Annotated in this window: 23 protein-coding genes; 7 read left to right on the top strand and 16 right to left on the bottom strand. The window is 65.1% G+C overall.

What is annotated here, in order from left to right; translation table 11 throughout:
• Positions 1-80 precede the first annotated feature (80 nt).
• On the bottom strand, positions 81-1,673 hold the full coding sequence (locus VL15_RS32355; protein WP_048250907.1) for an ABC-F family ATPase: 1,593 nt from the start codon (positions 1,671-1,673) through the stop codon (positions 81-83).
• A gap of 168 nt (positions 1,674-1,841) precedes the next feature.
• Between VL15_RS32355 and VL15_RS32350 the strand changes: the two genes are divergently transcribed.
• A complete protein-coding gene (locus tag VL15_RS32350; protein ID WP_048250906.1) occupies positions 1,842-2,294 on the top strand; it encodes a lipocalin-like domain-containing protein in 453 nt (150 codons plus the stop codon).
• Positions 2,295-2,412: 118 nt separating this feature from the next.
• Here the strand turns inward: VL15_RS32350 and VL15_RS32345 are convergent, their stop codons facing one another.
• On the bottom strand, positions 2,413-4,707 hold the full coding sequence (locus VL15_RS32345) for an AsmA family protein (protein WP_048250905.1): 2,295 nt from the start codon (positions 4,705-4,707) through the stop codon (positions 2,413-2,415).
• Between the two features lie 152 nt (positions 4,708-4,859).
• Between VL15_RS32345 and VL15_RS32340 the strand changes: the two genes are divergently transcribed.
• Both VL15_RS32340 and VL15_RS32335 read left to right on the top strand, forming a co-directional pair.
• Positions 4,860-5,561, top strand: coding sequence for an ABC transporter ATP-binding protein (locus tag VL15_RS32340; protein ID WP_048250904.1), 702 nt, complete (start codon positions 4,860-4,862; stop codon positions 5,559-5,561).
• Complete coding sequence (locus tag VL15_RS32335) at positions 5,558-6,361, top strand: ABC transporter permease (RefSeq protein WP_048250903.1); 804 nt, start codon at positions 5,558-5,560, stop codon at positions 6,359-6,361. Before VL15_RS32340 ends, VL15_RS32335 begins: the two co-directional genes overlap by 4 nt.
• Before the next feature lie 34 nt (positions 6,362-6,395).
• Here VL15_RS32335 and VL15_RS32330 read toward each other — a convergent pair whose 3' ends face one another.
• The 3 genes from VL15_RS32330 to VL15_RS32320 all read right to left on the bottom strand — a co-directional run bounded on the left by VL15_RS32330 (position 6,396) and on the right by VL15_RS32320 (position 8,928).
• Positions 6,396-6,869 carry a PliI family lysozyme inhibitor of I-type lysozyme gene (locus VL15_RS32330; RefSeq protein ID WP_048250902.1) on the bottom strand — a complete coding sequence of 158 codons (474 nt, stop codon included), beginning with the start codon at positions 6,867-6,869 and terminating at the stop codon, positions 6,396-6,398.
• Positions 6,870-7,111: 242 nt separating this feature from the next.
• A complete protein-coding gene (locus VL15_RS32325) occupies positions 7,112-7,663 on the bottom strand; it encodes a DUF6013 family protein (RefSeq protein WP_048250982.1) in 552 nt (183 codons plus the stop codon).
• 248 nt (positions 7,664-7,911) lie between these two features.
• Complete coding sequence (locus VL15_RS32320) at positions 7,912-8,928, bottom strand: zinc-binding alcohol dehydrogenase family protein (protein ID WP_048250901.1); 1,017 nt, start codon at positions 8,926-8,928, stop codon at positions 7,912-7,914.
• Between the two features lie 124 nt (positions 8,929-9,052).
• Here VL15_RS32320 and VL15_RS32315 point away from each other — a divergent pair, with 124 nt between their 5' ends.
• Together VL15_RS32315 and serB are read left to right on the top strand one after the other, a co-directional pair.
• A complete protein-coding gene (locus VL15_RS32315; protein ID WP_048250900.1) occupies positions 9,053-9,994 on the top strand; it encodes a LysR family transcriptional regulator in 942 nt (313 codons plus the stop codon).
• A 189-nt stretch (positions 9,995-10,183) separates the two neighbouring features.
• The gene (serB, locus tag VL15_RS32310; protein WP_048250981.1) at positions 10,184-11,029 is read left to right on the top strand and encodes a phosphoserine phosphatase SerB; all 846 of its coding nucleotides are present in this window, start codon (positions 10,184-10,186) and stop codon (positions 11,027-11,029) included.
• Positions 11,030-11,115: 86 nt separating this feature from the next.
• Here serB and VL15_RS32305 read toward each other — a convergent pair whose 3' ends face one another.
• The 5 genes from VL15_RS32305 to rimO form a co-directional block, all read right to left on the bottom strand.
• On the bottom strand, positions 11,116-12,297 hold the full coding sequence (locus tag VL15_RS32305; protein WP_048250899.1) for a cystathionine beta-lyase: 1,182 nt from the start codon (positions 12,295-12,297) through the stop codon (positions 11,116-11,118).
• Between the two features lie 113 nt (positions 12,298-12,410).
• Positions 12,411-12,953 carry a hypothetical protein gene (locus VL15_RS32300; RefSeq protein ID WP_048250898.1) on the bottom strand — a complete coding sequence of 181 codons (543 nt, stop codon included), beginning with the start codon at positions 12,951-12,953 and terminating at the stop codon, positions 12,411-12,413.
• An 18-nt stretch (positions 12,954-12,971) separates the two neighbouring features.
• Positions 12,972-14,162, bottom strand: a complete 1,191-nt coding sequence (gene bktB / locus VL15_RS32295) for a beta-ketothiolase BktB (protein WP_048250897.1) — start codon at positions 14,160-14,162, stop codon at positions 12,972-12,974.
• A 69-nt stretch (positions 14,163-14,231) separates the two neighbouring features.
• Positions 14,232-15,158, bottom strand: coding sequence for a sugar kinase (locus tag VL15_RS32290; RefSeq protein WP_048250896.1), 927 nt, complete (start codon positions 15,156-15,158; stop codon positions 14,232-14,234).
• A gap of 3 nt (positions 15,159-15,161) precedes the next feature.
• Positions 15,162-16,523 (bottom strand): 30S ribosomal protein S12 methylthiotransferase RimO, encoded by a 1,362-nt coding sequence (gene rimO, locus VL15_RS32285; RefSeq protein ID WP_048250895.1) that lies wholly within the window; start codon positions 16,521-16,523, stop codon positions 15,162-15,164.
• 989 nt (positions 16,524-17,512) lie between these two features.
• On the opposite strand from rimO, the gene VL15_RS42265 reads away from it, so the two are divergent.
• Positions 17,513-18,451: a hypothetical protein gene (locus VL15_RS42265; RefSeq protein WP_155420340.1), complete on the top strand. Its 939-nt coding sequence runs from the start codon at positions 17,513-17,515 to the stop codon at positions 18,449-18,451.
• 471 nt (positions 18,452-18,922) lie between these two features.
• On the opposite strand, the gene VL15_RS32280 is transcribed toward VL15_RS42265, so the two are convergent.
• Together VL15_RS32280 and VL15_RS32275 are read right to left on the bottom strand one after the other, a co-directional pair.
• On the bottom strand, positions 18,923-19,261 hold the full coding sequence (locus VL15_RS32280; protein WP_048250894.1) for a type II toxin-antitoxin system PemK/MazF family toxin: 339 nt from the start codon (positions 19,259-19,261) through the stop codon (positions 18,923-18,925).
• Positions 19,262-19,285: 24 nt separating this feature from the next.
• Positions 19,286-19,558, bottom strand: coding sequence for an AbrB/MazE/SpoVT family DNA-binding domain-containing protein (locus tag VL15_RS32275; protein ID WP_048250893.1), 273 nt, complete (start codon positions 19,556-19,558; stop codon positions 19,286-19,288).
• 446 nt (positions 19,559-20,004) lie between these two features.
• On the opposite strand from VL15_RS32275, the gene VL15_RS32270 reads away from it, so the two are divergent.
• A complete protein-coding gene (locus VL15_RS32270; RefSeq protein ID WP_048250892.1) occupies positions 20,005-20,238 on the top strand; it encodes a hypothetical protein in 234 nt (77 codons plus the stop codon).
• 147 nt (positions 20,239-20,385) lie between these two features.
• On the opposite strand, the gene VL15_RS32265 is transcribed toward VL15_RS32270, so the two are convergent.
• The 4 genes from VL15_RS32265 to VL15_RS32250 form a co-directional block, all read right to left on the bottom strand.
• On the bottom strand, positions 20,386-21,222 hold the full coding sequence (locus VL15_RS32265; protein WP_048250891.1) for a lysozyme inhibitor LprI family protein: 837 nt from the start codon (positions 21,220-21,222) through the stop codon (positions 20,386-20,388).
• Positions 21,223-21,654: 432 nt separating this feature from the next.
• A complete protein-coding gene (gene phaR / locus VL15_RS32260) occupies positions 21,655-22,221 on the bottom strand; it encodes a polyhydroxyalkanoate synthesis repressor PhaR (RefSeq protein WP_048250890.1) in 567 nt (188 codons plus the stop codon).
• 119 nt (positions 22,222-22,340) lie between these two features.
• Positions 22,341-23,081 carry a 3-ketoacyl-ACP reductase gene (locus tag VL15_RS32255; RefSeq protein WP_048250889.1) on the bottom strand — a complete coding sequence of 247 codons (741 nt, stop codon included), beginning with the start codon at positions 23,079-23,081 and terminating at the stop codon, positions 22,341-22,343.
• Positions 23,082-23,202: 121 nt separating this feature from the next.
• Positions 23,203-23,828: acetyl-CoA C-acyltransferase (locus VL15_RS32250; RefSeq protein ID WP_048250888.1), on the bottom strand; the 626-nt coding region annotated here is incomplete at its 5' end.

Raw genomic sequence — 23,828 nt, 5'->3', positions numbered from 1 at the left:
ATGCGTTTCCGGCCGTTCCGCTTTATGTGCCCGGCTTCGTGCCGCTTAGCCGGGGCACATGAACGGACGCGTCAGGGCAATTACTCCTGCCCCTGGCTCGTCAGGAATTCCTCGTAGTTACCGCCGAAATCGAACAACGTGCCATCCGTGCGCACTTCGATGATCCGGTTCGCCAGCCCGCTCACGAATTCGCGGTCGTGCGACACGAAGATCAGCGTGCCTTCGAACTGCTCGAGCGCGATCTGCAGCGACTCGATCGACTCCATGTCCATGTGGTTGGTCGGCTCGTCCATCAGCAGCACGTTGTGGCGACCGAGCATCAGCTTGCCCCAGATCATGCGGCCCTTCTCGCCGCCCGACAGCACCTTCACCGACTTCTTGATGTCGTCCGACGAGAACAGCAGGCGGCCGAGCGTGCCACGCACCATCGTTTCGTCGTCGCCATCCTTGCGGTACTGGTCGATCCAGTCCATCAGCGTGATGTCGTTCGGGAACTCCTCGTACGTGTCCTGCGGCATGTAGCCGACATTCGCGTTCTCGGACCACTTCACCGTGCCGTGTTCGAGCGCGAGCGCGCCGAGCAGCGAACGCAGCAGCGTCGTCTTGCCCGCGCCGTTCTCACCGATGATCGCGATACGCTCGCTCGGCTGCACCGACAGGTTGAAGTTCTGGAAGATCGTGCGCTCGTACTTCTTCGTGATGTCTTCGGCCACCACCGCGACGTTGTGCAGTTTCTTCTCGAACTCGAAGCGGATGAACGGGTTCTGCCGCGACGACGGCTTGAAATCCTCGATCTTGATCTTGTCGATCTGCTTCGCGCGGCTCGTCGCCTGGCGAGCCTTCGACTTGTTCGCCGAGAAGCGGCGCACGAAGTCCTGCAGTTCGGCGACGCGCTCCTTCGCGCGGGTGTTCGCCGCGGCCTGGCGCTCGCGCGCCTGCGCCGATGCGAGCATGTAGTCGTCGTAGTTGCCCGGCCAGACCTTCAGCGTGCCGAAGTCCATGTCGGCCATGTGCGTGCACACCGAATTCAGGAAGTGACGATCGTGCGAGATGATGATCATCGTCGAGTTGTACTCGTTGAGCATGCTCTCCAGCCAACGAATCGAGTTGATGTCGAGGTTGTTGGTCGGTTCGTCGAGCAGCAGCACGTCAGGCTTCGAGAACAGCGCCTGCGCGAGCAGCACGCGCAGCTTCCAGCCCGGCGCGACGTCGCTCATCGTGCCGCTGTGGAACTTCTCTTCGATGCCGATGCCGAGCAGCAGCGCGCCCGCGCGCGCTTCGGCATCGTAACCGCCGTATTCGGCGAACTTGCCCTCGAGCTCGGCCGCGTGCATGTAGTCGTCGTCGGTGGCATCCGGGTTCGCGTAAATCGCGTCACGCTCGGTCATTGCGGCCCACATCTCGGTGTGGCCCATCATCACGACGTCGAGCACGCGCACGTCTTCGTACGCGAACTGGTCCTGGCGCAGCTTGCCGAGACGGACATTCGGCTCCAGCGCGACGTTGCCGGCGCTCGGCTCGAGGTCGCTGCCGAGGATCTTCATGAACGTCGACTTGCCACAGCCGTTCGCGCCGATCAGACCGTAGCGGTTACCCTCGCCGAATTTGACCGAGATATTCTCGAACAGGGGCTTTGGCCCGAATTGCATCGTGATGTTGGCAGTAGAAAGCACGGCAGGTCCCGTTAAAGGATAAATCGACGGAAAACCGTGTATTTTAGCAGGTGTCGGAGAAACTGCCGACCATGCCGTTCCGACAGCGCGTTCCGCCCCCTGGTCCGCCGCCCGGCGGCCCGCCAACACGACGGCACGCGCCCCACCGCCGTCTTACTGGAATCCCGCATGCTTGCCAGCCAGCTTCGCGAACAACTCGTCGGCGCATGGCGCCTCGTGTCCTACGAAGTCCGCCCGCGCGACGGCAGCGCGATCGCCTATCCGCTCGGCCGCGACGTGCGCGGCTGGATTCTCTACACACCGGACGGCTACATGTCCGCCCAGCTGATGGCCGCCGGTCGGCCGCCGTACGCGAACGGCGACCTGCACGGCGGCACCGCCGACGAGCGCGCGACCGCCGCGCGCGGCTACATCGCCTATTCCGGCCCCTTTCATGTCGACGATGACGGCACGCTGACCCACGAAATGGACGTCAGCCTGTTCCCGAACTGGATCGGCAACGTGCAGCAGCGGGTCGCCGTGCTTGACGGCGATCGCCTGCAACTCGGCACCGCCGCCCCGGCGCGGATCGACGGCCGGGAAGTCGACGCCGTGCTGCACTGGGCGCGCGCGGGCCGCTGACACGCCGCTGACGGTCGCAACTGCTCGCCGGATCGGCGCGACCGGGCGGCCGGCCGTCGTGCAAACGCACGGCGTGCGGCGCCGCTGCGGCGCGCTCGCCGTTCGACGAGCGCGCCCATCACTTGCCGGCCTTCATCGCCGCCTTCTGCGCAACCTTCTCCTTCATCTGCCCGAACAGTTCCGAGCACGGCACGTCCCGGTTGTTGCTCGGCGCGATCAGCGGGATCAGCGCCGCGAACGGGTTGATCAGCCCGAGCCCGATCATCGCGCCGGCGCGCAGCGCGAGCGCGGTCGCATCGACGCCGACGTTCGGGTTCTTGAACGTGCCCTTCGCATACAGCGGCGAGCGCAGCGAGAAGATCCGGAAGCCCTTCGTATGCGGATGGATCTTCAGGTCGAGCGTTTCGTCGCGCAGGCTGATCGGGCCGTCGACGTTGATCAGCGCGTCGTCCGTATCGAGCGCGAATATCTTCGGGTCGAGAATACCGTTGGTCGCGACGAAGTCGATCGCCGCGCAGTTGATCTTCACGTCGTTGTTGCCGAACAGCTTCTCGTAGACGACGTTCGCGACGTTCAGCCCCGCCGCTTCCATCAGCAGGCGGCTGATGCGGCCGTCGGTCACGAGCGCCTTCACTTCGCCGTTCGACGTCGCGGCCAGCGCGGCCGGCGAATTGCCGGTCGCCGACAGCGACGCGTCGCCGTTGATCTCGCCGAGCGCCGACTGCATGACCTTCTGCGTCGGGAACAGTTGCTTGAGCTTCAGGTGCCGCGCGGCCACGGTGAAGCGGCCCTTCAGCGGCGTGCCGCTGCCGTCGAGATGCGCGGTCGTCGCGAGCGTGCCGCCCGCGACGCCGAACTGCAGCGGTTCGAGCGACAGCACGCCGTCCTGCATCACGATGTGCGTGTACAGGTTGGTGATCGGCAGGCTCGAACTCTTGATCAGCTTGCGGCCCGTGAACTTGACGTCCGCGTCGAGCGCGCGCCAGCGGTCGGTGCGGAAGGTCTCGACCGGCAGCACGCGGCCCGACGGCTGGCGTGTCGTGTCGCCGCGCTGCGCCTTGCTCGCGGCCGTGTCCGCACCGATCACCGGCGCGAGATCGGCGAACTGCAGCAGGTTCGACACGAGTTCGCCCGACAGCTTCGGCCGCGGCTCGAGCTGCGCGTAGGCGAGCGTGCCGCCGAGATCGCTGCCGCCCACGCGGCCGTTGAAGTTCTCGTAGCGGAACGTGCTCGCGTGCGGCTTGAAGTTGCCGATCAGCCGCCCTTCGGTCGCGTAAGGTGGCGTGTCGGGCAGCGTGATGCCGGTGAGCTGGTAAAGGTGCGACATCGACGTGCCCTGCAGCCACAGCCGCAGGTCGATCGCCGCGAGATGCGTCGGGTCGGTCAGCGTGCCGACGATCGCGAGCCGCGTGTCGCCGGCCTTCACGTCGGCCTGCAGCGGGAACGGTCGCGACGTGTCCTGGATCGCCAGCACGCCGCCGAGCTTGCCGGTACCGCTGATCGGCACGTTCTTGTAGTGGCCGTCGACCTTCAGTCCGAACGCATAGGTCGGACCGGACGGCTTCGCCGGCGCCGCGGCACCGCTTGCGCCGGACGCAACGGCCGCCGTCGATGCGGAAGCGACAGACGGGGCAGACGACGCTGAAGCCGAAGCAACCGAAGACGCCGCCGAAGCGCCTGCGGACGACGCCGCACTTGCCGCCTGTGCGGCGGATGCGCTCGACGCGGCCTCTGCGTTGGCCTTCGCGCTCAACTGCGCGGCGCCGTGCTTGCCGACCCGCTGCGCGGACGCCGCACGCGACGTCTGCTCCTGCTCCGCCATCACGTCGCCGAGCGGAATCGGCTGCCCGAGCGTATCGATCGCGACGGTCAGGTCGGCCTTCGTGATCGCGTCGCGATACGTGACGGTGCCCTTCGCGAAGCCGAAGCTGTCGAGCCGCACCTTCCACGGCGACGGCTGTGACGATTGCTTGAACTGGAAGGTCCACGTATTGCGGCCGTCGGCGAGCCGCTCGAGGTCGACGGCAGGATTCACAACGTCGATCGACGGGATGACGATCTCGTGCGCGAGCAACGGCAGGATCGCGAGATCGAAATGCGCGGCATCGAGCGTGACGAACTTGGGCACCTTCGCCCAGTCGGGATTGCCGATCTCGAGCTGCGTGGCCGAAAAGCTCGGCCAGGGCACCCAGGCACGCCAGCCGGTTTCGCCGTCGGGGCGACGCCAGCCGACCTTCAGGTCGCCGTTGATCGCAAACGGGCGACCGAGTGCGGCGCTCACCTGTTCGTTGACCCACGGCTTTGCGCGGTTCCAGTCGAACGTGAAAAGAAAGACGCCGGCCGCCGCGATGAGCACCGCGACGATACCGACGATCCATGCAGCCGATTTGCCGATGGCTCGGGTTAGCGTCATGGCGGTTCCGTTGTTGTTCTGAAGTGTTGCCGCATCATGCCGGGCCGCGTGCGTGGACGAACGGCGCACGACACTCGCGGCTTTTCAATCGGTATTATGACGCACGCCATGGTGACGTTTCGGCGCCATTAACGCTTTTTTTCATTTGTGACATGACAGCCCCCACCGGCCTCATCGATGCGCAGCGCATCACGCGGCGCGACGCCAGCAGCGGCAAGACCCTGCTCGCCCCGACCGATTTCAGCCTCGTTGCGGGATCGCGACTTGCCATCACGGGCCCGTCCGGGTCGGGCAAGAGCGTGCTGCTGCGCGCGCTCGCGCTGCTCGACCCGCTCGACGGCGGCCACATCCTGTGGCGCGGCAGCCGGATCCGGCGCAGCGCGATCCCGCGCTACCGGCGCAGCGTCGCCTACGTGCGCCAGCGCCCCGCGCAGATGGACGGCACCGTCGAATCGCAATTGCGCTATCCGTATTCGCTCGCGATCTATCGCGACGTCGCGTTCGATCGCGCGCGCGCCGAAGCGCTCGCCGCGCAGGCCGGCCGCGGCGCCGACTTTCTCGACAAGCGCGCGAGCGACCTGTCGGGCGGCGAAGCGCAGATCACGGCACTACTGCGCGTGCTGCAGCTCGATCCCGACGTGCTGCTGCTCGACGAGCCGACCTCCGCGCTCGATCCCGAATCGGCGCGCGCGATCGAGGCGCTCGTCGGGGCATGGTTCGACGCGGCGCCCGATGCACGCGCGTACATGTGGATCTCGCACGATCCGGCGCAGGCCGCGCGGATCGGCACGCTGCGGCTCGTCATGCAGGCCGGCGTGCTGCATGTCGCGAACCCGACGGAGGCTGCACAATGAGCCCGGCACTGCAGGACCTGAGTCTCGTCGACGTCGGCATTGCCGCCGCGCTCGTCGCAGTCAACGGCGCGATCTCGACCGCACTGTCGCTCGGCCTCGGCCGCAAGCTCGCGCTCGCGGCGGTGCGCACCGTCGTCCAGTTGCTCGCGATCGGTTACGTGCTCGGCTGGGTATTTGGTCATCCTCACTGGTACGTCGTGCTGCCGCTCACCGCGCTGATGACGCTGATCGCCGGCTTCGCCGGCGCGGGACGCGGCAAGCGCACGTACCGCGGCCAGCGCATCGACAGCATCGCATCGATCTGGTTCAGCAGCTGGTTCGTCGCGGCGGTCGGCCTGTTCGCCGTGATCCGCATCCATCCGTGGTTCGCGCCGCAATACGCGATTCCGATCCTCGGGATGATTCTCGGCAATACGCTGACGGGCGTGTCGCTCGGTGTCGAGCGGATGATGGAAGAGCTCACGGCCCGCCGCGACCGCGTCGAGACCGCTCTCGCGCTGGGCGCGACGCGCTGGGAAGCCGCGCAGGACGCCGCGCGCCAGGCCGTGCGCGCGGGCATGCTGCCGACGCTGAACCAGATGGCCGTCGTCGGCGTCGTGAGCCTGCCGGGGATGATGACGGGCCAGGTACTGGCCGGCCAGTCGCCGCTGCAGGCCGTGCGCTACCAGATCGTGATCATGTTCCTGATTGCCGCGGCCTCCGCGCTCGGCACGGTCGGCGCGGTGCTGATGACCTATCGCCGGCTGTTCTCGGCCGATCACCGCTTTCTCGCGGCGCGGCTCGAAGAGCGCGCGCACTGACACGCAACGGCACCGCGCGAAGCGCGATGCGCGGTCAGCGCGCGGCGCGGCGCTTGCCGATCGCCTGCCGCAACGCGGCCGCGATGTCCGCGCCGGGCGCAAGACCATCGACCGACGCGACGAGCCGCACCGCGCGCGGCGTCGTCACGTAGGCCTGCGCGCCGACATAACCGCCGCTGCCGGCCGAGCGCGTCGTCACGACGAGGGCCTGCGGCGCTCGCGCGCCGAGGTCGGCCGTAAACGCGTCGGCAATCGTGCCGTCGCGCGCATGCAGCACGCCCGTCACGTAATCGTCGGTATCGAAGCCGGGCGCGGCATGCGCGGTCGAATACACGCGCACCGCGTAGCTGCCGGTCGAGCACGGTTCGAGCGCGCCGCTCGACACCACGGCCACCTGCTGTCGCGACGGCAGCTCGACCTTCTTCACGAAACTGCAATCGTCGGCCGCGTGCGCGTGCGCGGCGACGAACACAGCGGCAGACAGCAGCGTGCGCATTCGGAATTTCATCGGGATATCGTTACGGAAGGAGGATGACGATCGAAAGCATAACGTAACATCCGCATGACGTCACGCAGGTCGCCACACGACGCGCTCGCATCGCGAGCGGTTGCAGCAGCAACGTACTGCTAAGCAAATTTCGCAAAAGCATCGTGACGGCGGCACGAAACGGTCACGTGCCGCCCTGCTTGTCACGCCATTCGAATCCGTTGTGCGCGCACCGGACGACACGCCGGCCCGCGCGGCGCGGCTCAATGCTTGATCGACACCGTCACCTTCGTGCCATCGCTCATCGTGACGGACTTCGAACCGCCGTTGGTCGGAATCGACACCCACTTCACCTGGCTCACCGACGCGACGTCCGGACACTGCAGCGACTTGCCGCCGGCCGTCACGTTGCGCGTGCCCTTCGGCGCGGCCGCCTGGAAGCTCAGCTGCACGTTGGCGACGCCCTTCGCGTCGACCGACGGCGCAAGCCGCACCTGGGTCTGGCGCACCATCGCGCCGTTCTCGTCGCGCGGCAGGCTGTCGGCGTTCGGGCAGCCGCTCGGCATCGCGACCGCGCCGCTCGGCGGCACCGACTTCCAGTTGAAGTCGTCCGTCTCGCCCGAGCGGATCTTGCGGGTCTCCTGCGTATTGCCGAAGGTCTTCGAATCGACCTTGACGGTGTATTCGAGCTGTCCCGTACCGCCGCCCTTCAGGCTGCCCTTGACCGGCGGCGCCGCGAATACGCTCGCGCTGACGCACACCGCCGCGAACACGACCGACCACGATGCGGCGACCGACAAACTGCGTTGGCTCATGCTGACCTCCTTGTAATGCGGCGGCACGCGCGTGCCGCGCGGTTTTCGATGCATGATGCGCTGCCAGTCTACCGCCAAGCGGCACGCAATGCGCCGCAAACGCATCGGGTGTTACCCCGCTTGCGTTCGCGGCGCCGCAACCTTACGCGTGATGTCGGCGCTCGGGAAAACGCCGGGCCGCCTCGAAGGAAGTCACCTTGGGGATGCCCGTCGAAGGGCGTGGCGCGAAGCGACGGGCCTGAGGACGCTCAGAAGCCGCTCAACACGAGCTTGCCGATCGCGCGCCCGCCTTCGAGCAACTGATGCGCACGCCGCACGTTCGCCGCATTGATCGCGCCGAGTTGCTCGCCGACGGTCGTACGCAGCGTGCCGCTGTCGACGAGCCGCGCAACTTCGCCGAGGATCCGGTGCTGCTCGATCATGTCCGGCGTCTCGAACATCGCGCGCGTGAACATGAATTCCCAGTGAAACGCGGCGCTCTTCGCCTTCAGCAGTTCGACCGGCACCGGCTTCTCGTTCTCGACGATCGTGCAAATGCCGCCCTGCGGCCGGATTACTTCCGCGGCGGCAGGGAAATGGCGGTCCGTGTCGTTGAAGATCAGCACGTAGTCGACGTTCGGATGCCCTGCGTCGCGCAACTGCGCAGGCAGGTCGCCGAAATGGTCAACCACCGCATCGGCGCCGAGCGAGCGCACCCATTCGGCCGACGCCGGCCGCGACGCGGTCGCGATCACGTGCAGCTTGCCGAGCGTCTTCGCCAGCTGGATCGCGATCGAACCCACGCCGCCCGCGCCGCCGATGATCAGCACCGACTTGCCGGCGTCCGCGCCCTGCGGCGATACATGCAGCCGGTCGAACAGCGCTTCCCACGCGGTCAGCGCGGTGAGCGGCAGCGCGGCAGCCGCGGCGAAGTCAAGCGTGCGCGGCTTCAGCGCGGCGATCCGTTCGTCGACCGCATGGAATTCGCTGTTCGTGCCGGGCCGCGTGATGCTGCCCGCGTAGAACACTTCGTCGCCGGGCCGGAACAGCGTAACGTCGGCACCGACCGCGACGACCGTGCCGGCCGCATCCCAGCCGAGCACGCGCGGCGCGTCCTCGACCTTCGGTTTCGGCGCGCGCACCTTGAAATCCACCGGGTTCACGGAAACGGCCTCGACCTTCACGAGCAGGTCGCGCGGGCCCGGCACGGGCTGCGGCAGTTCCACGTCGAGCAAGGCTTGCGGGTCGTCGATCGGCAGATAGCGGGTCAGTCCAACAGCTTTCATCACGAAACTCCTTTCAGGGCAACCGGGCGGGCCGCGGCGCAGCCCCATGAACGTCATCGTAGGCAACCCGATCCTTCGAGAAAACCGCTATATTTCCTGAAACATTTTCAGGAATTTCAGAATAATGACGTCCGATCCGATTCCGGCTCCCGACAAGCCGCTCGACCTGCTCGACGTCGCGCTGTTCGTGCGCGCGGCGCTGCTCGCGAACGTCACCGCGGCCGGACGCGAGTTCGGCGTCTCGGCCGCGGTCGCGAGCGCGCGCATCGCGCAGCTCGAGCGCCAGCTCGGCGCGCGGTTGCTGCACCGCACCACGCGCCGCATCAGCCTCACGCAGGACGGCGAAGTCTTCATGGCGCGCGCCGACGCGCTGCTGTCGGCCGCCGACGCCGCGCGCGCGTCGGTCGGCCACGGCCGCAGCGAGCCGTACGGGCGGCTGAAGGTGTCGATGTCGTCGTCGTTCGGCCGCCAGCACGTCGCGCCGGTGATTCCCGCGTTCCTGCGCCGCTACCCGTCGGTGTCGCTCGACCTGCGGCTGTCCGACGAGATCGTCGATCTCGTCGACGACGGCTACGACGTCGCGGTCCGCCTTGGCGCGCTGAAGGATTCGACGCTCGTCGCGCGCAAGCTCGCCGTGAACCGCCGTGTGCTGTGCTGCTCGCCCGCGTATCTCGCCGCACGCGGCACGCCGCGCCATCCGGCCGACCTTACGCAACACGAATGCGTGATCCTCGGCGACCAGCGCGACTGGTCGTTCGCCACGCCGCAAGGCCCGCTCACCGTGCGGGTCGGCGGCCGGCTCGTCGCGAGCAACGGCGAGGCGATCCGCGAAGCGCTCGTCGACGGCTTCGGGATCGCGATCAAGTCGACCTGGGACGTCGGCCCGCTGCTCGCGAGCGGCGCGCTCGTCACGGTGCTCGACGACTATCCGTTCGCGGACGACGTCGCGATCTGGGCCGTCTATCCGAGCCGCGCGCACGTGCCGCTGAAGACGCTCGCGTTCATCGCGTTTCTCGCCGAGCATTTCGGCGATCCGCCGTACTGGGATCGCGCGGACGAACGTTAGGCACCCGCGTTCGTGCTCGCGCCGCGCGCGTGCCGGTTCGAGTCCGGCCTCAGGATTCGTACCGGCCTCGACCGAGCGGCTACAATGGCGCGTTCGCGACGCAATGGCCCGCAGCCGAACGGGGCCGCGTTCGCAGGCGGCCGCCCGTTGGCCGCGCACGCGTTTCATTCGCCTCCCAATCATCCCGCCATGACCCACAACCTCGTCATCCAGAGTCTTGCGCCGCTGTCGGACGCCCATCACAAACCGCTGCTCGCGCTGTCGCGCGGCACCCGCATCGTGCAGACCGACGATCACGCGCTGCGCATCGACAACGCGAACCCGGCGCAGCGTCTCGACATCGACGCGTACTGCGGCACGCACGCGCTCGACTTCGCGTTCGTCGAGGCCGGCCTCGCGCTCGGCGATTTCGGGCTCGTCGTGATGGACATGGATTCGACGCTGATCACGATCGAATGCATCGACGAGATCGCCGATTTCTGCGGACTGAAAACGCAGGTCGCCGAGATCACCGAAGCGTCGATGCGCGGCGAGATCCGCGATTTCAACGAAAGCCTCACGCGCCGCGTCGCGCTGCTGGCCGGGCTCGACGCGCAGGCGCTCGAACGCGTGTACGAGGAGCGGCTGCAACTGTCGCCCGGCGCCGAGACGATGCTGGCCGGCGTGAAGGCCGCCGGCATGAAGACGCTGCTCGTGTCGGGCGGCTTCACGTTCTTCACCGAGCGGCTGAAGGCGCGCCTCGGCCTCGACTACGCGCAGGCGAACACGCTCGAGATCGTCGACGGCAAGCTGACCGGCAAGGTGCTCGGCGAGATCGTCAACGCCGACGTGAAGGCGCGCCTGCTGCGCGAGACGTGCGCGTCGCTCGGCCTCGCGCCGAACCGCGCGATCGCAATGGGCGACGGGTCGAACGACCTGAAGATGATGGCCGAAGCCGGGCTGTCGGTCGCATTCCACGCGAAGCCCGTCGTGCGCGAAGCGGCAACGGTCGCGTTCGATCACGTCGGCCTCGACGGGCTGCTGCGGCTGTTCTGATCCCGCACGACCTCAAATAAAAAACGCCGGCGCGATGTGGCATCGCGCCGGCGTTTCGTTTTTCCGCGAACGTTATCGGCCTGCGGTCAGCCGAGTGCGGCCTGCATCGCGCGCTCGAGGTCTGCGCGCAGGTCGGCCTCATCCTCGAGACCGACGTAGAAACGCACCAGCGTGCCGCGATGCGGCCAGTCCGGCCGCATCGACGCGACGTCGTAAGGCATCGCGAGACTGCATGCGCCGCCCCAGCTCCAGCCGATCGCGAACAGTTCGAGCGACTCGACGAAGCGGTCGATCTGCTCCGCGCTGTAGCGCGCGTCGAACACCACCGAGAACAGCCCGCCCGCGCCCGTGAAGTCGCGCGCGAACGACGCGTGCCCCGGGCAGCCGGCAATCTGCGGGTGCAATACCGATGCGATCTCCGGCCGCGCCTTCAGCCACTGCGCGAGCGCGAGCGCGCTCTTGCTGTGCGCGTCGAAGCGCACCTGCATGCTCGGCAGACTGCGCAGCACGAGCGAGCAATCGTCGACCGACACGCCGATCCCGCAGCGCATCCGCGCGAGCTTCAGCTTCGCGTGCAGCTCCGCGTCCTCGGTGATCGTCGCGCCCATCAGCACGTCGCTGCCGCCCGACTGGTACTTGGTCAGCGCCTGCATCGAGATGTCGACGCCGTGATCGAACGGCTTGAACGCGAGCCCGGCCGAATAGGTGTTGTCGATCGCGGTGACGATGCCGCGCGCCTTCGCGACCGCCGTGATCGCCTGCACGTCGGGCACTTCCATCGTCACCGAGCCGGGCGCCTCGATCCAGATCAGCCGCGTGTTCGGCTGGATCAGGTCGGCGATGCCGGCACCGATGAGCGGATCGTAGAAGCGTGCCGTGATGCCGAAATCCTTCGCGAGCCAGTTGCCGAAGTCGGCATTCGGCCCGTACACGTTGTGCGGAATCAGCACGTCGTCGCCCGCTTTCACGATCCCGAAATAGACGTTCATGATCGCCGCGAGGCCCGACGGCTGCAGCAGCGCGTGCGTGCCGCCCTCGATCTCGGCGAGCCGCTGCGCGAGCGCGAGCGACGTCGGCGTCGCGTGCAGCCCGTAGCGCCACTGGTTGTCGTTGTGCCAGACGAGCGCGCGCATCGTCGCGAGATCGGGGAACACGACCGTCGACGCGCGCGCGACCGGCGGCACGAACGAACGGAAGCCTTCCGGAATGACGTCGTCGGGTTGAACGATGCGGGTTTGCAGCGCGCGCTTGGAGGTGGATGCAGTCATGACAGGAAGGCGGGCACGAGGCCGTTCGGTTGCGGAATATGTCGCTAGATTAGCCAAAATCGGCGCATTTGGCCCGGTACAATGCGCGCCGCGCACACCGAGCCAGCACGAGCTCAGTCGTCGGTGCGCAGGTTGACGACGCCGCCCACCGTCTCGATCTCCTGCACGCGGCCGTCGCGCACCTGCAGCGCCGCGCGCTTGCCCGGCGCGAGACGCAGCACGACAGGCTGCGGATCCGACTCGTCCGAGTTCATCCGGTCGGCCTTCAGGTCGCCCGTCGCGTCGAAGCGGCCGACCCACACGCCCGTGATGTTCGTGCCGTCGTTCGATTCCTCGATTTCCAGCGTATCGCCGTCGCGATCGCCCGCGAGCAGGACGACCTCACCCGTATCGGTGAACTGGTATTCGCCGTGCACGCCTTCCTCGTCCGTCTTCGGGCCGAGATGCACGACGATCGGCCGGTCGCCGAGCATGCCTTCGTAGCGCGGCAGGCGGGCGAACTCGGGATTCGGCCGCAGCGGCCGCGCGGGTGCCGGTTCGTCCTGTTGCGTGCCCGGCGCGACGGCCTGCGCCGCGACCGCGCCCGACATCGCCATGCCCGCCGCCAGCGCGCCCGCGACGACGAGCGCCCGTTGCCATTCCGAATATCGACCCACCTTGCGTTGCTCCTTGCTTCAGATTCGCTCGAAAATCGCGGCGATGCCCTGCCCGCCGCCAATGCACATCGTGACGAGCGCGTAACGGCCGCCGACGCGCTGCAACTCGTACAGCGCCTTGACGGCGATCAGCGCGCCCGTCGCGCCGATCGGGTGGCCGAGCGAAATGCCGGACCCGTTCGGATTCACCTTTGCCGGGTCAAGACCCAGTTCCTGCGTCACCGCGCAGGCCTGCGCGGCGAATGCCTCGTTCGCCTCGATCACGTCGAGATCGGCGACCGTCAGCCCTGCGCGCGCGAGCGCCTTTTGCGTGGCTGGCACCGGGCCGATCCCCATGTAGGCCGGATCGACGCCCGCGTGCGCATACGCGACGAGGCGCGCCAGCGGCTTCGCGCCGCGCTTCTCGGCAACGCCGCGCTCCATCAGCAGCACCGCGGCCGCCGCGTCGTTGATACCCGACGCGTTGCCGGCCGTCACCGTGCCGCTCTCCTTCACGAACACGGGCCGCAGCTTCGAGAAATCCTCCAGGCTTGCGTCGTGGCGCACGTGCTCGTCGTGATCGAACATCACCGGCGTGCCCTTCTTCGAGCCGATCAGCTCGACCGGCAGGATCTGCTCCTTGAAGTAGCCGGCCTTCGCCGCATGCGACGCGCGGCGGTGCGATTCGAGCGCGAGCGCATCCTGTGCGTCGCGCGAAATGCCGTACTTCGTCGCGACGTTCTCGGCCGTCACGCCCATGTGGATCGTCTGGAACGGATCGTTCAGCGCGCCGACCATCATGTCGACCGCGCGCATGTCGCCCATGCGCTGCCCGAAGCGCGCCGCCGGGATCGAATACGGCGCGCGGCTCATGTTCTCCGCGCCGCCCGCGATCGCGATGTCCGCGTCGCCGAGCAGCACGCCCTGCGCGGCCGACACGATCGCCTGCAGCCCCGAACCGCACAGCCGGTTGACCGTGAGCGCCGGTGCATGTTGCGCGACGCCGCCGTTGATCGCGGCGACGCGCGCGAGATACATGTCCTTCGGCTCCGTGTGCACCACGTTGCCGAACACCACGTGGCCGACTTCGTCGCCCGACACCTGCGCACGCTGCAACACTTCGCGCACGACTTTCGCGCCGAGCTCGGTCGGCGCGATGTCCTTCAGGCTGCCGCCGAAATCGCCGATCGCGGTACGCACGCCGCTCACCACCACCACTTCACGTTGCATGTTGCCTCCTCATCCTTCTCAGCGAATGAATCGATCGTGCGGGGCCGTGGCCAGCGTGCGTGTTCCGCGTCAGCCTTGCATCAGGCGCTCCACCGCGTCGCGGTGCGGAATCGGCGCGACCGCGCCGTAGCCCGTCGTCGACAGCGCCGCCGCCGCGTTCGCATAACGCGCCGCCGCGAACGGATCGTCGCCCGCGACGATCCGCGCGACGAATGCGCCGCCGAAGCAATCGCCCGCGCCCGTCGCATCGACGGCCTCGACCGCAAAGCCCGGCACGACGCGCCGCTCGTTCGGCGTCGCCACATACGCGCCATCCTTGCCGAGCTTCAGCGCGACGACCTGCGGCCCGTGTTCGAGCATCGCGTCGACGATCGCGTCGCGATCGTTCGCGCCCGTGAGCGCCGTGACGTCGTCCCAGCTGGGCAGGCAGATGTCCGTCTGGCGCAGCGCCTCACGCATCACCGCACGGGCGCGCGACAACGGCCACAGCTTCAGGCGCAAATTCGTGTCGAAGCTGACCTTCACGCCGTTGCGGCGTGCATGGTCGACCGCCGCGAACGCGGCGTCGCACGCGGCCGTGCTGATCGCGAGGCTGATGCCCGACAGGTGCACGGCCTTCGCGGCCGCCAGCGCGTCGAGCGGCAGGTCGCCCACCGCATAGCGGCTCGCCGCGGAGCCCGCGCGCAGATAGTCGAACTGGTGGCCATCGGCGCCGTGCGTGACGAAATACACGCCGGTCGGCGCCGCACGGTCGATCCGCACATACGTCGTATCGACGTGCTCGGCGCGCCACATGTCGGCCAGCAGGCGGCCGAACGGATCGTCGCCGATCGCCGACACGAAGCCGGTCGACGCGCCCTGGCGTGCCGCGGCGATGCAGAAGTTCGACGTATCGCCGCCGAAGCCCTGCAGGAATTCGGGACGGCCCGGCTGCGACTGGTTGAATTCGATCATCGCCTCGCCGAGCGCGAGGATCTCCGGAAATGCGCCGGTCATTGCTTACACCTCGCCCCACAGATCGTGGCCGTCGGCGCCCGTGATCTTCACGGACACGAAATCGCCGACCTTGTAGCGCTTCGACGCCTTCGCCGCCGGCTCGACATAAACGACACCGTCGATCTCCGGCGCATCCGCCGCCGTGCGGCCGATACCGCCTTCCGCGCTGACTTCGTCGATCAGCACCTTGAGGGTCTTGCCGACCTTGCGCTGGATGCGGTTCGCCGATACTTCCTCGGCCACCTCCATGAAGCGCGCGCGACGTTCCTCGCGGACCTCGTCGGGCAGCGCGCCGTCGAGTTCATTCGCGGTCGCGCCTTCGACCGGCGAGTACGCAAAGCAACCGACGCGATCGAGTTCCGCCACGCGGATGAAGTCGAGCAGCGTTTCGAACTGCTCTTCCGTCTCGCCGGGGAAGCCCGCGATGAACGTGCTGCGGATCGTCAGGTCCGGGCACATCTCACGCCACTTCTGCACGCGCTCGAGCACCTTCTCGGCGTTCGCCGGGCGCTTCATGCGCTTCAGCACTTCGGGGTGCGCGTGCTGGAACGGCACGTCGAGATACGGCAGCACGTGGCCCTTGAACGGGCCTTCGGCCATCAGCGGAATCACTTCGTCGACGCTCGGGTACGGGTACACGTAGTGCAGGCGCACCCATGCGCCGTACTGCGCGGCGAGTTCACCGAGCGCGGCGACCAGGTCGGTCATGCGCGTCTTGATCGGCTTGCCGTTCCAGAAGCCCGTGCGGTACTTCACGTCGACGCCGTACGCGCTCGTGTCCTGCGAGATCACCAGCAGTTCCTTCACGCCCGACTTGAACAGGTTCTCGGCTTCCAGCATCACTTCGGCGACCGGACGCGACACGAGATCGCCGCGCATCGACGGGATGATGCAGAACGTGCAGCGGTGGTTGCAGCCTTCGGAGATCTTCAGGTACGCGTAGTGGCGCGGCGTCAGCTTGATGCCGGCCGCGGGCACGAGGTCGACGAACGGGTCGTGCGGCTTCGGCAGGTGCGAATGCACGGCCTGCATCACTTCGCCCACGGCGTGCGGGCCGGTGACGGCGAGCACCTTCGGATGGACTTCCTCGATCAGGTTCGAGCCGCTGGCGCTCGATTTGGCACCGAGGCAGCCGGTGACGATCACCTTGCCGTTTTCGGTCAGCGCTTCGCCGATTGCGTCGAGGCTTTCCTGCACGGCTTCGTCGATGAAGCCGCAGGTGTTCACGACGACGAGGTCGGCGCCGTCGTAGGTGCCTGAGATTTCATAACCTTCGGCGCGCAGCTGGGTGATGATTTGTTCGGAGTCGACTAACGCTTTCGGGCAACCAAGCGAAACGAAACCTACTTTGGGGGATTGGGACATCTGGATGTGTGGGGGCGTGGCAGCAAAAGCGTGAGTTTACAGCGATTTAGGGTTCGGCGAGGCAAAACTGGCGGGGAAAGCGGCCATGGAGTGCTGGATCGGATAGGCCGCCAGATCGGCAGTGGATCGGGGGATGGGGGTTGATACGTCCCCTTCTCTTCGGGATGAGGGTCTGTCGGCCTGTCAACAGCGGTACATCAGGCAAGGCGCACTTGACGTATCCCCGCGCGCCATCAAGGACAACGAGGTGCCGGCCGACTTCGTCCTGAAGTCGAGGGTCTGAATCGCCTAAGCCGCGCTGAATCGCTACAGGCTCAGGGGCAGATTGTGAACGCCGGCATCTCGGCTGTGACGACCAGCGACGGCGCAGATACAAGCGCGAGCGGCTGAAGGCGCAACCGATCGTTTGCTAGGCTGCACGAAGGGAGCTTCGCGCTGTACCGGCGACCTGTGCTCGATGTCCCTATGGGAAGCGTTTCCGCGCTCCGTGGGCCAGCATCAAAACTGCGTGTGGCCACTGCCGGGAAATGAACCCGTGGGTCCGGGTCATCGAATTCGAACGTAAGAGAGAACCACTGCAACGAAGAAGCCGACCGAGATCGCCGGCACGGACGATGTGCAGTTCGTCGCGCCGACCACCAGCACGATCAGCACGGTCAGCTTTCACGGGTTGCGGATCACCACGCCGGTCGGCAGCGGGCATCTTCGTAGATTATCGAAGCCGACCTCTGCATGAGAACAACGGCGCTTCAGGGCCGTTTTCGTTATGCCTTTCGCTTAGCGCTTCGAAGTGATCGAGCGTCAGCAATTCCATCGAATCGCGCTACGTCCAGATAACGTAGGCGCGTAATCGAGTGTAATGGCTCTGCGGCATGAACAAGACTACGTTTATTGCACGTGAGCTTTCAAATTTTACGTGCAGGCCTAAATAGCATCGACTTAAATACGTCGGCGATTCAAAAATTACTAACAATCGAGAGAGGCACATCATGAATGACAACAATCGGCTTGTTGACGAAGAAAGCAACCAAGACACTTCCCCGGACACCACCCAAGCACTAAATTACCCTTCATTGACGACATTCAGTGGGAGGCTATACTTGGCATACAAAGGCGCCGGCAGCAACAACAACATTTACCTCACATCTTTCGATGGAAAAGAGTGGGAGAACCCGACGTCAGTCAAAAATGGGGCTTTCTGGATCACCCAGGCAGTTACATTAGCAGCATTCAATGTGAAGCTGTACATGGCGCACAAAGGTGCTTTCGACAACAACAACATTTACTGCGCATCGTTCGATGGGAAGAACTGGGATCCCAAGGAACATACCGTGCCGCAAGACAGCACTCGTCAACCGGTCGCCTTGGTGGCATACGATGGAAGGTTATACATGGCACACAAGGGCCCCAACGACTCGCACATTTACTTCCATAAATTCGACGGAACGAGCTGGAAATCGGGAGGCTATGTCGGCGTCCACGGTGCCGAAACCACCCAGCCGGTTGCATTGACGACGTTCAACGACAGGATGTACTTAGCATACAAGGGTGTCGACGACAACAGCATTTACTATACCTCATACAACCTCACTGGAAATAGCTGGGATCAACCGAAAAAAATCAACGACTGGGACTGGACCAGTCAGGCAGTTGCATTAGCGGCATTCAATGGGAAATTGTATATGGCGCACAAAGGTGGCGGCACCGACAACCAAATTTATTACAACTCGTTCGATGGAACAAGCTGGGGGTCCGACAGAGGAGTTTCGGGTTCCACAACATCCGAACCGGTCACATTAGCGGTATTCAATAAGAATCTGTATTTGGCGTACAAAGACGCCAAAAATTCCAGCATTCATTACAAATCATTCGACGAAGCCTCTTGGGGAACGGAACAAACAGTCCCCAATGCGTCAACGACAGAGTAATTTCGCTAATCATCGCATGCGCAGTGATTAGAAAGATCTTCTCTTATTTACCTGCCCCCTTGCGAGTTCGCATAGGTGGGCAGGCACGCATACGGCCGAAGGCTGCATTGACTATTGGCCGACGCGGTGGGCGCGATCAGTTTTTCCTTCGCTCTCAGGTCCGCTTGGAACTTGGCTTCCTTGTCACGAAACTCGCTTTGAATTTCGGCTAGTCAAACGTCGAAATCATGTTGAACACTTCTGGTCAAGTACGCCCCGACCCGTTCCTTGTAATGCCAAAGTACGAAACTCCACGCTCCTGTCACCACCGTTGCCGGTATCCAGTCACTCAAGCTCATTGGGTTCTTCCTTGAGGCGATCGAATGTGTCACTCAATGATCGCACATGTAACCGCGACTACCAGGAACACGTTGTCGAGCAAGGCTGACGGTGACCAAATAAACAACGGCGCCTCACGGCGCCGTTGTTGCGTTACAGGTCGAGAAACATACGAACTGCGTATCTGATCGCTTCCATTTCCTCGTCCGTTGCGCGCTCGCCCTTGAATTGAAACTCACGCGCCTTGAATGACAGATTCACGATCTGATCTACCAGCGCCACGCCCGGCCGAGCGAGGCTTGAAATCGGAATCTCCGACTCCCACCCTCGAACGGAGGACGTAATCGGTAAGCCAACTATGCGCCCCGTCAGTTCGTTGATATCGGCTGGCGTGATGACCACGACAGCGCGATACCCGTCTTGCTCGTTACCTTTGCTCGGCCCGATGTACAGCCGAATTACATCACCCGCTTCCGGTACTCCGTTCAGCATATTTTGGATCCTATCGGTTCCGCGTCAGGTGGAATCGTCCGGACCTCCAAACTCAGTGCCCTGCGGATCGCCGAAGTCCAAAATCGGATGCGGTTCGAGTTTCCGATCGCGAAGCTGCTGCAAATATCGCTCTCGAGAAAATCGCTTGACGCCAACGTGCGGAAGAATCTGCACCTTGCCATCAACCACATGAATGTCGACTTCCTGCCCCTCTGCGAAGCGTGCCTCTTGCGCTACGCTCGCGGGAATACGAACCGCAAGACTGTTCCCCCAACGCTTGAGGGTTTGAACAGTCATCTCATATCTCCATAGCTCACGTATAAACGTGTAGATACACTTTAGCCTCATCGCATCGACGTGTCAACATTGTTGATACGTACTAGCTACCTGCACCGGCTGATTAATATCGAGTGACGTTCGGGCACCCGAGGATACGAACCCTACTTTGGGGGATTGGGACATCTGGACTGGGGTGGTGCAGCAGCAAAAGCGCGGGTTTACAGCTATTTATGGGGCGGCGAGCCAAAACCGACGGTTGCGATACTACGGACCGCAACGCCAATGTGCGCCTCGCGAAGGCGCGCCAGATCGACAGGGGAAGCCGATCCATCCCTATCAAGACGATGCGACGAGATGACGGGCATGATCGGCAAACGCCACCGCGCCAGAATCACCCCGAAACCGCCTCACCGCTATGCGAAAATCGCAGCGTTCGTTCTCTTCCATTACCCAACGGGGCCCGCATGACCACCCACATCACGATCGAATTCACCGAACACGCTGCCGAAACCATCGGCGAGCAAACCAGCACCAGCTTTTCGTACGATCAGGGCGCGCACGTGCCGCAGCCGGGCGATTTCGTCGAACTCGAGAATTCGCGGCAGACGTTTCTCGTGATCGGCCGCGTGTTTTCGCTCAAGGCCAACTACAGCGCCGTCAAGCTCGTGCTCGATCTTCCGCCGCACGACGACGCGTAAGGATTCTCGGCGCTTTAAAACAATCCGGGCCGGACCCGTCGGCGTTACCGTCGGCATTCGCACACATCCGGCCCGCGTTGCGTGAAATCGCGCCCGCGACGAGGTCGCAAAAAAGCCCGCCGAAGCGGGCTTGATCCGGTCCTGCATTCACGGAAACATCGCCGCGGTCAGGCACCGCTCGAACCACACCGCATCGTCTCCGTCGCCGATCGGCCACATTTCCGCATCGAGTTGCGGCAAACCGGTGGCCGGTGCTGGCGCACGCTTGTCGTCGCCGGACACCCCCGCACGCATCCACCCCGATTGCGCGCCGCCGTTATCGCACGCATGCCCATGCGCCGGCGCCTCGCAGAACGCGACCGGGCGCACCTTCCCGCCATCGGCGACGCTCACCGAGCGGTACTGGTAAACCGCGCCGGTCGCCCAGTCCTCGCTCTGGCTGCAGACCCGCGCACGATTCTGCACATGGACCGCGCCGAAACACGCATAGGACACGTGCGCGCCGCTCGCATCGTCAGGAATGAAATCGCAGTTTCCGTCGAAACCCGTCAACGGGCCACCCGAGTATTTCGCGAGCCACTGGCGCTCGGCCAGCGCACGCGCAATCAGCCCTTTACCCGACTGATCGGCCAGCTCGGCCGTACGCTGGTCGATCGCCTTGCGTACTTCGTTGGCGGCCAGCGGACGCCCCTCGTAATCGGCCGCGAGACGGTTGTTGCGCGCGTCGATCCAGCGGCGCTGGCTGCGCACCAGCATGTCCCGGATAGCAGTGTCCGGCGCAGCCTTCAGCACGCCCGCATAGGCCGAATTCATGCGCGCATCGGCCACCCGCAGCCCGGGATTCGCACAGATGCGCTTCTCGATCGGTTGCGCGACTTTCGCGCAACCGATCGCAAAGGCCGGTGCGGCCAGGCCAATGCCGCACATGAACATCGAAGCAAGACCGGCCAGCCTGCCGGCCGATGCCATTCGAATCCCTCGCATGCTCTCTCTCATTCGGTTTGTTTTTCTTGGCCGCACCGCATCGGCGCGGCATCGCACATCTTGTCGTGCCCGGGACCCGATGTCGCGATTCGCGACAGACGGCTTCCACGGCTTTGCGGTGCTGCGCCGCTGCGGGTTCGACAGGCAAACACCCGCGCCGGTACAAACGCATCTGTCAGGTGCGGCGCGTCCCGGCGTTCATTCGTATGTGACTGGAGCTCGATCGACCGGACCACGGTCATGCCCGTTCATGCCCGGCGCGAGCATTCGGTGCCGACGATCATGAACGACCGTCGGCCAACGCTTCCGGCAGGCGGCAGCCGCGCATCGTCGTGCGGGAACGCACGATCGATCGGCCGCCCCGCGCCGCCTTGCTTCGCGGCACCGACGCCCGACAACTCGCGCCGCCACGGCCGGCCTGCCGCGAAATCGCTACTTCTTCTCCGGCTCCGACGCGCCCGGCTGCTTGAACGGGAACGTGCTGAACATCGACTTCGCCTGGTTCTGCATCTGTTCCTGCATCTGCACGAACATGTTCTTCGACTGCTCGATGTAGCTCGTCATCATCCCTTGCATCATCGGCGCCTGCATGTTCATGAACTGCGACCAGACTTCCGGATTCATCGCATTGGTGTCGTACAGGTTCTTCGACTGATCCGCGAGCTTGTTCTGGATATCGATGAACGCCTGGATGTTCTTTTCCAGGTACGTGCCCATCATGCCCTGCATCGCGTGACCGTAGAAGCGGATGATTTGCGACAGCATCGACGACGAGAACATCGGCACGCCGCCGCTTTCCTCTTCGAGGATGATCTGAAGGAGGATGCTGCGCGTCAGGTCTTCGTTGGATTTCGCATCGATGACCTTGAAGTCCTCCTGCTCCAGCACGAGTTGCTTCACGTCGGTGAGCGTAATGTACGTGCTTGTCTCGGTATCGTAGAGCCGGCGGTTCGGATACTTCTTGATGAGCCGTTCGGCCGTCTTCTTTGTAGTGGTCATGTAACGCCCTTCTGTGCAGCGTAGCGCAAGTGACGAATCCCCGCCGCCCGAATCCGGGAGGCGGGGGCCTTCGGAACACACCCGGCTGCGCGGCCACCCGGCCCGCACAGCCCGGGCGTTCAGCCCATGTGCAGGCCGCCGTTCAGCGAAAAGTCGGCGCCCGTCGCAAAGCCGGAATCGTTCGACGCGAGCCACGCGACGATCGAGCCGATTTCCTCCGGACCGCCAAGACGCCGCACCGGGATCGTCGCGACGATCTTCTCGAGCACGTCGGGGCGGATCGCCTTCACCATGTCGGTACCGATGTAGCCCGGCGACACGGTGTTGACCGTCACGCCCTTCGTCGCGACTTCCTGCGCGAGCGACATCGTGAAGCCGTGGATGCCGGCCTTCGCGGTCGAATAGTTGGTCTGGCCGAATTGCCCCTTCTGGCCGTTCACCGACGAAATGTTGACGATCCGGCCCCAGCCGCGCTCCACCATCCCGTCGATCACCTGCTTCGTGACGTTGAACAGGCTCGTCAGGTTGGTGTCGATCACGGCGGTCCAGTCTTCATGCGTCATCTTGCGGAACACGACGTCGCGCGTAATGCCCGCATTGTTGACCAGCACGTCGATCTCACCAACTTCGGCCTTGACCTTGTCGAACGCTTCCTTGGTCGAGTCCCAGTCGCCGACGTTGCCTTCCGACGCGATGAAATCGTATCCGAGCGCCTTCTGCTCCTCGATCCATTTCACCCGGCGCGGCGAGTTCGGGCCGCAACCCGCGACCACCTTGAAGCCGTCTTTCAACAGACGCTGGCAGATGCTGGTGCCGATGCCGCCCATCCCGCCCGTTACGTACGCAATTCGCTGAGACATAAATCTCACTCCATTTTTTTGGTTTCGAGAGCTGCCTGAGGCCCCTCTGACTTCACGTGGCGCCGGCCGAAGCCGCAATCGGCCGGCGCCCGGATTCGGTTCGCTGGTGACGAACGGCCGGTTACGGACGCTCGACCGCGAGTGCGACGCCCATCCCGCCGCCGATGCACAGCGACGCCAGCCCGCGCTTCGCATCGCGCTTGGCCATCTCGTGCAGCAGCGTCACCAGAATCCGGCAGCCCGACGCGCCGATCGGGTGACCGATCGCGATCGCACCACCGTTCACGTTCACCTTCGACGTGTCCCAGCCCATCTGCTTGTGCACCGCCAGCGCCTGCGCCGCGAACGCCTCGTTGATCTCCATCAGGTCCAGGTCGCCCGGCGTCCAGCCCGCGCGCTCCAGGCACCGGCGCGAGGCCGGCACCGGGCCCATGCCCATCACGCTCGGATCCACGCCCGCGTTCGCGTACGCCTTGATCCGCGCCAGCGGCGTCAGACCGAGTGCCGCCGCCTTCTGCGCCGACATCACCAGCACCGCCGCCGCACCGTCGTTCAGGCCCGACGCGTTCGCCGCCGTCACCGAACCGTCTTTCGAGAACGCCGGCTTCAGCCCCGCCAGCGATTCCGCCGTCACGCCGTGACGCACGAACTCGTCGGTCGCGAACTGCAGCGGCTCGCCCTTGCGTTGCGGGATCGACACCGGCACGATCTCGTCGTTGAAACGCCCGGCCTTCTGCGCCGCTTCCG

The organism is Burkholderia cepacia (assembly GCF_001039005.1).
GTDB lineage: Bacteria > Pseudomonadota > Gammaproteobacteria > Burkholderiales > Burkholderiaceae > Burkholderia > Burkholderia theae.
The sequence above is the reverse complement of the archived record's forward strand: the minus strand, read 5'-3'. Positions and strand labels throughout refer to the sequence as shown.

Excerpts from the sequence above, each read along its gene's own strand:
- VL15_RS32350 (WP_048250906.1), top strand. The coding sequence starts at position 1,842 with ATGCTTGCCAGCCAGCTTCGCGAACAACTCGTCGGCGCATGGCGCCTC.
- VL15_RS32345 (WP_048250905.1), bottom strand. The coding sequence starts at position 4,707 with ATGACGCTAACCCGAGCCATCGGCAAATCGGCTGCATGGATCGTCGGT.
- VL15_RS32340 (WP_048250904.1), top strand. The coding sequence starts at position 4,860 with ATGACAGCCCCCACCGGCCTCATCGATGCGCAGCGCATCACGCGGCGC.
- VL15_RS32335 (WP_048250903.1), top strand. The coding sequence starts at position 5,558 with ATGAGCCCGGCACTGCAGGACCTGAGTCTCGTCGACGTCGGCATTGCC.
- VL15_RS32330 (WP_048250902.1), bottom strand. The coding sequence starts at position 6,869 with ATGAAATTCCGAATGCGCACGCTGCTGTCTGCCGCTGTGTTCGTCGCC.
- VL15_RS32325 (WP_048250982.1), bottom strand. The coding sequence starts at position 7,663 with ATGAGCCAACGCAGTTTGTCGGTCGCCGCATCGTGGTCGGTCGTGTTC.
- VL15_RS32320 (WP_048250901.1), bottom strand. The coding sequence starts at position 8,928 with ATGAAAGCTGTTGGACTGACCCGCTATCTGCCGATCGACGACCCGCAA.
- VL15_RS32315 (WP_048250900.1), top strand. The coding sequence starts at position 9,053 with ATGACGTCCGATCCGATTCCGGCTCCCGACAAGCCGCTCGACCTGCTC.
- serB (WP_048250981.1), top strand. The coding sequence starts at position 10,184 with ATGACCCACAACCTCGTCATCCAGAGTCTTGCGCCGCTGTCGGACGCC.
- VL15_RS32305 (WP_048250899.1), bottom strand. The coding sequence starts at position 12,297 with ATGACTGCATCCACCTCCAAGCGCGCGCTGCAAACCCGCATCGTTCAA.
- bktB (WP_048250897.1), bottom strand. The coding sequence starts at position 14,162 with ATGCAACGTGAAGTGGTGGTGGTGAGCGGCGTGCGTACCGCGATCGGC.
- VL15_RS32290 (WP_048250896.1), bottom strand. The coding sequence starts at position 15,158 with ATGACCGGCGCATTTCCGGAGATCCTCGCGCTCGGCGAGGCGATGATC.
- rimO (WP_048250895.1), bottom strand. The coding sequence starts at position 16,523 with ATGTCCCAATCCCCCAAAGTAGGTTTCGTTTCGCTTGGTTGCCCGAAA.
- VL15_RS42265 (WP_155420340.1), top strand. The coding sequence starts at position 17,513 with ATGAATGACAACAATCGGCTTGTTGACGAAGAAAGCAACCAAGACACT.
- VL15_RS32280 (WP_048250894.1), bottom strand. The coding sequence starts at position 19,261 with ATGCTGAACGGAGTACCGGAAGCGGGTGATGTAATTCGGCTGTACATC.
- VL15_RS32275 (WP_048250893.1), bottom strand. The coding sequence starts at position 19,558 with ATGACTGTTCAAACCCTCAAGCGTTGGGGGAACAGTCTTGCGGTTCGT.
- VL15_RS32270 (WP_048250892.1), top strand. The coding sequence starts at position 20,005 with ATGACCACCCACATCACGATCGAATTCACCGAACACGCTGCCGAAACC.
- VL15_RS32265 (WP_048250891.1), bottom strand. The coding sequence starts at position 21,222 with ATGCGAGGGATTCGAATGGCATCGGCCGGCAGGCTGGCCGGTCTTGCT.
- phaR (WP_048250890.1), bottom strand. The coding sequence starts at position 22,221 with ATGACCACTACAAAGAAGACGGCCGAACGGCTCATCAAGAAGTATCCG.
- VL15_RS32255 (WP_048250889.1), bottom strand. The coding sequence starts at position 23,081 with ATGTCTCAGCGAATTGCGTACGTAACGGGCGGGATGGGCGGCATCGGC.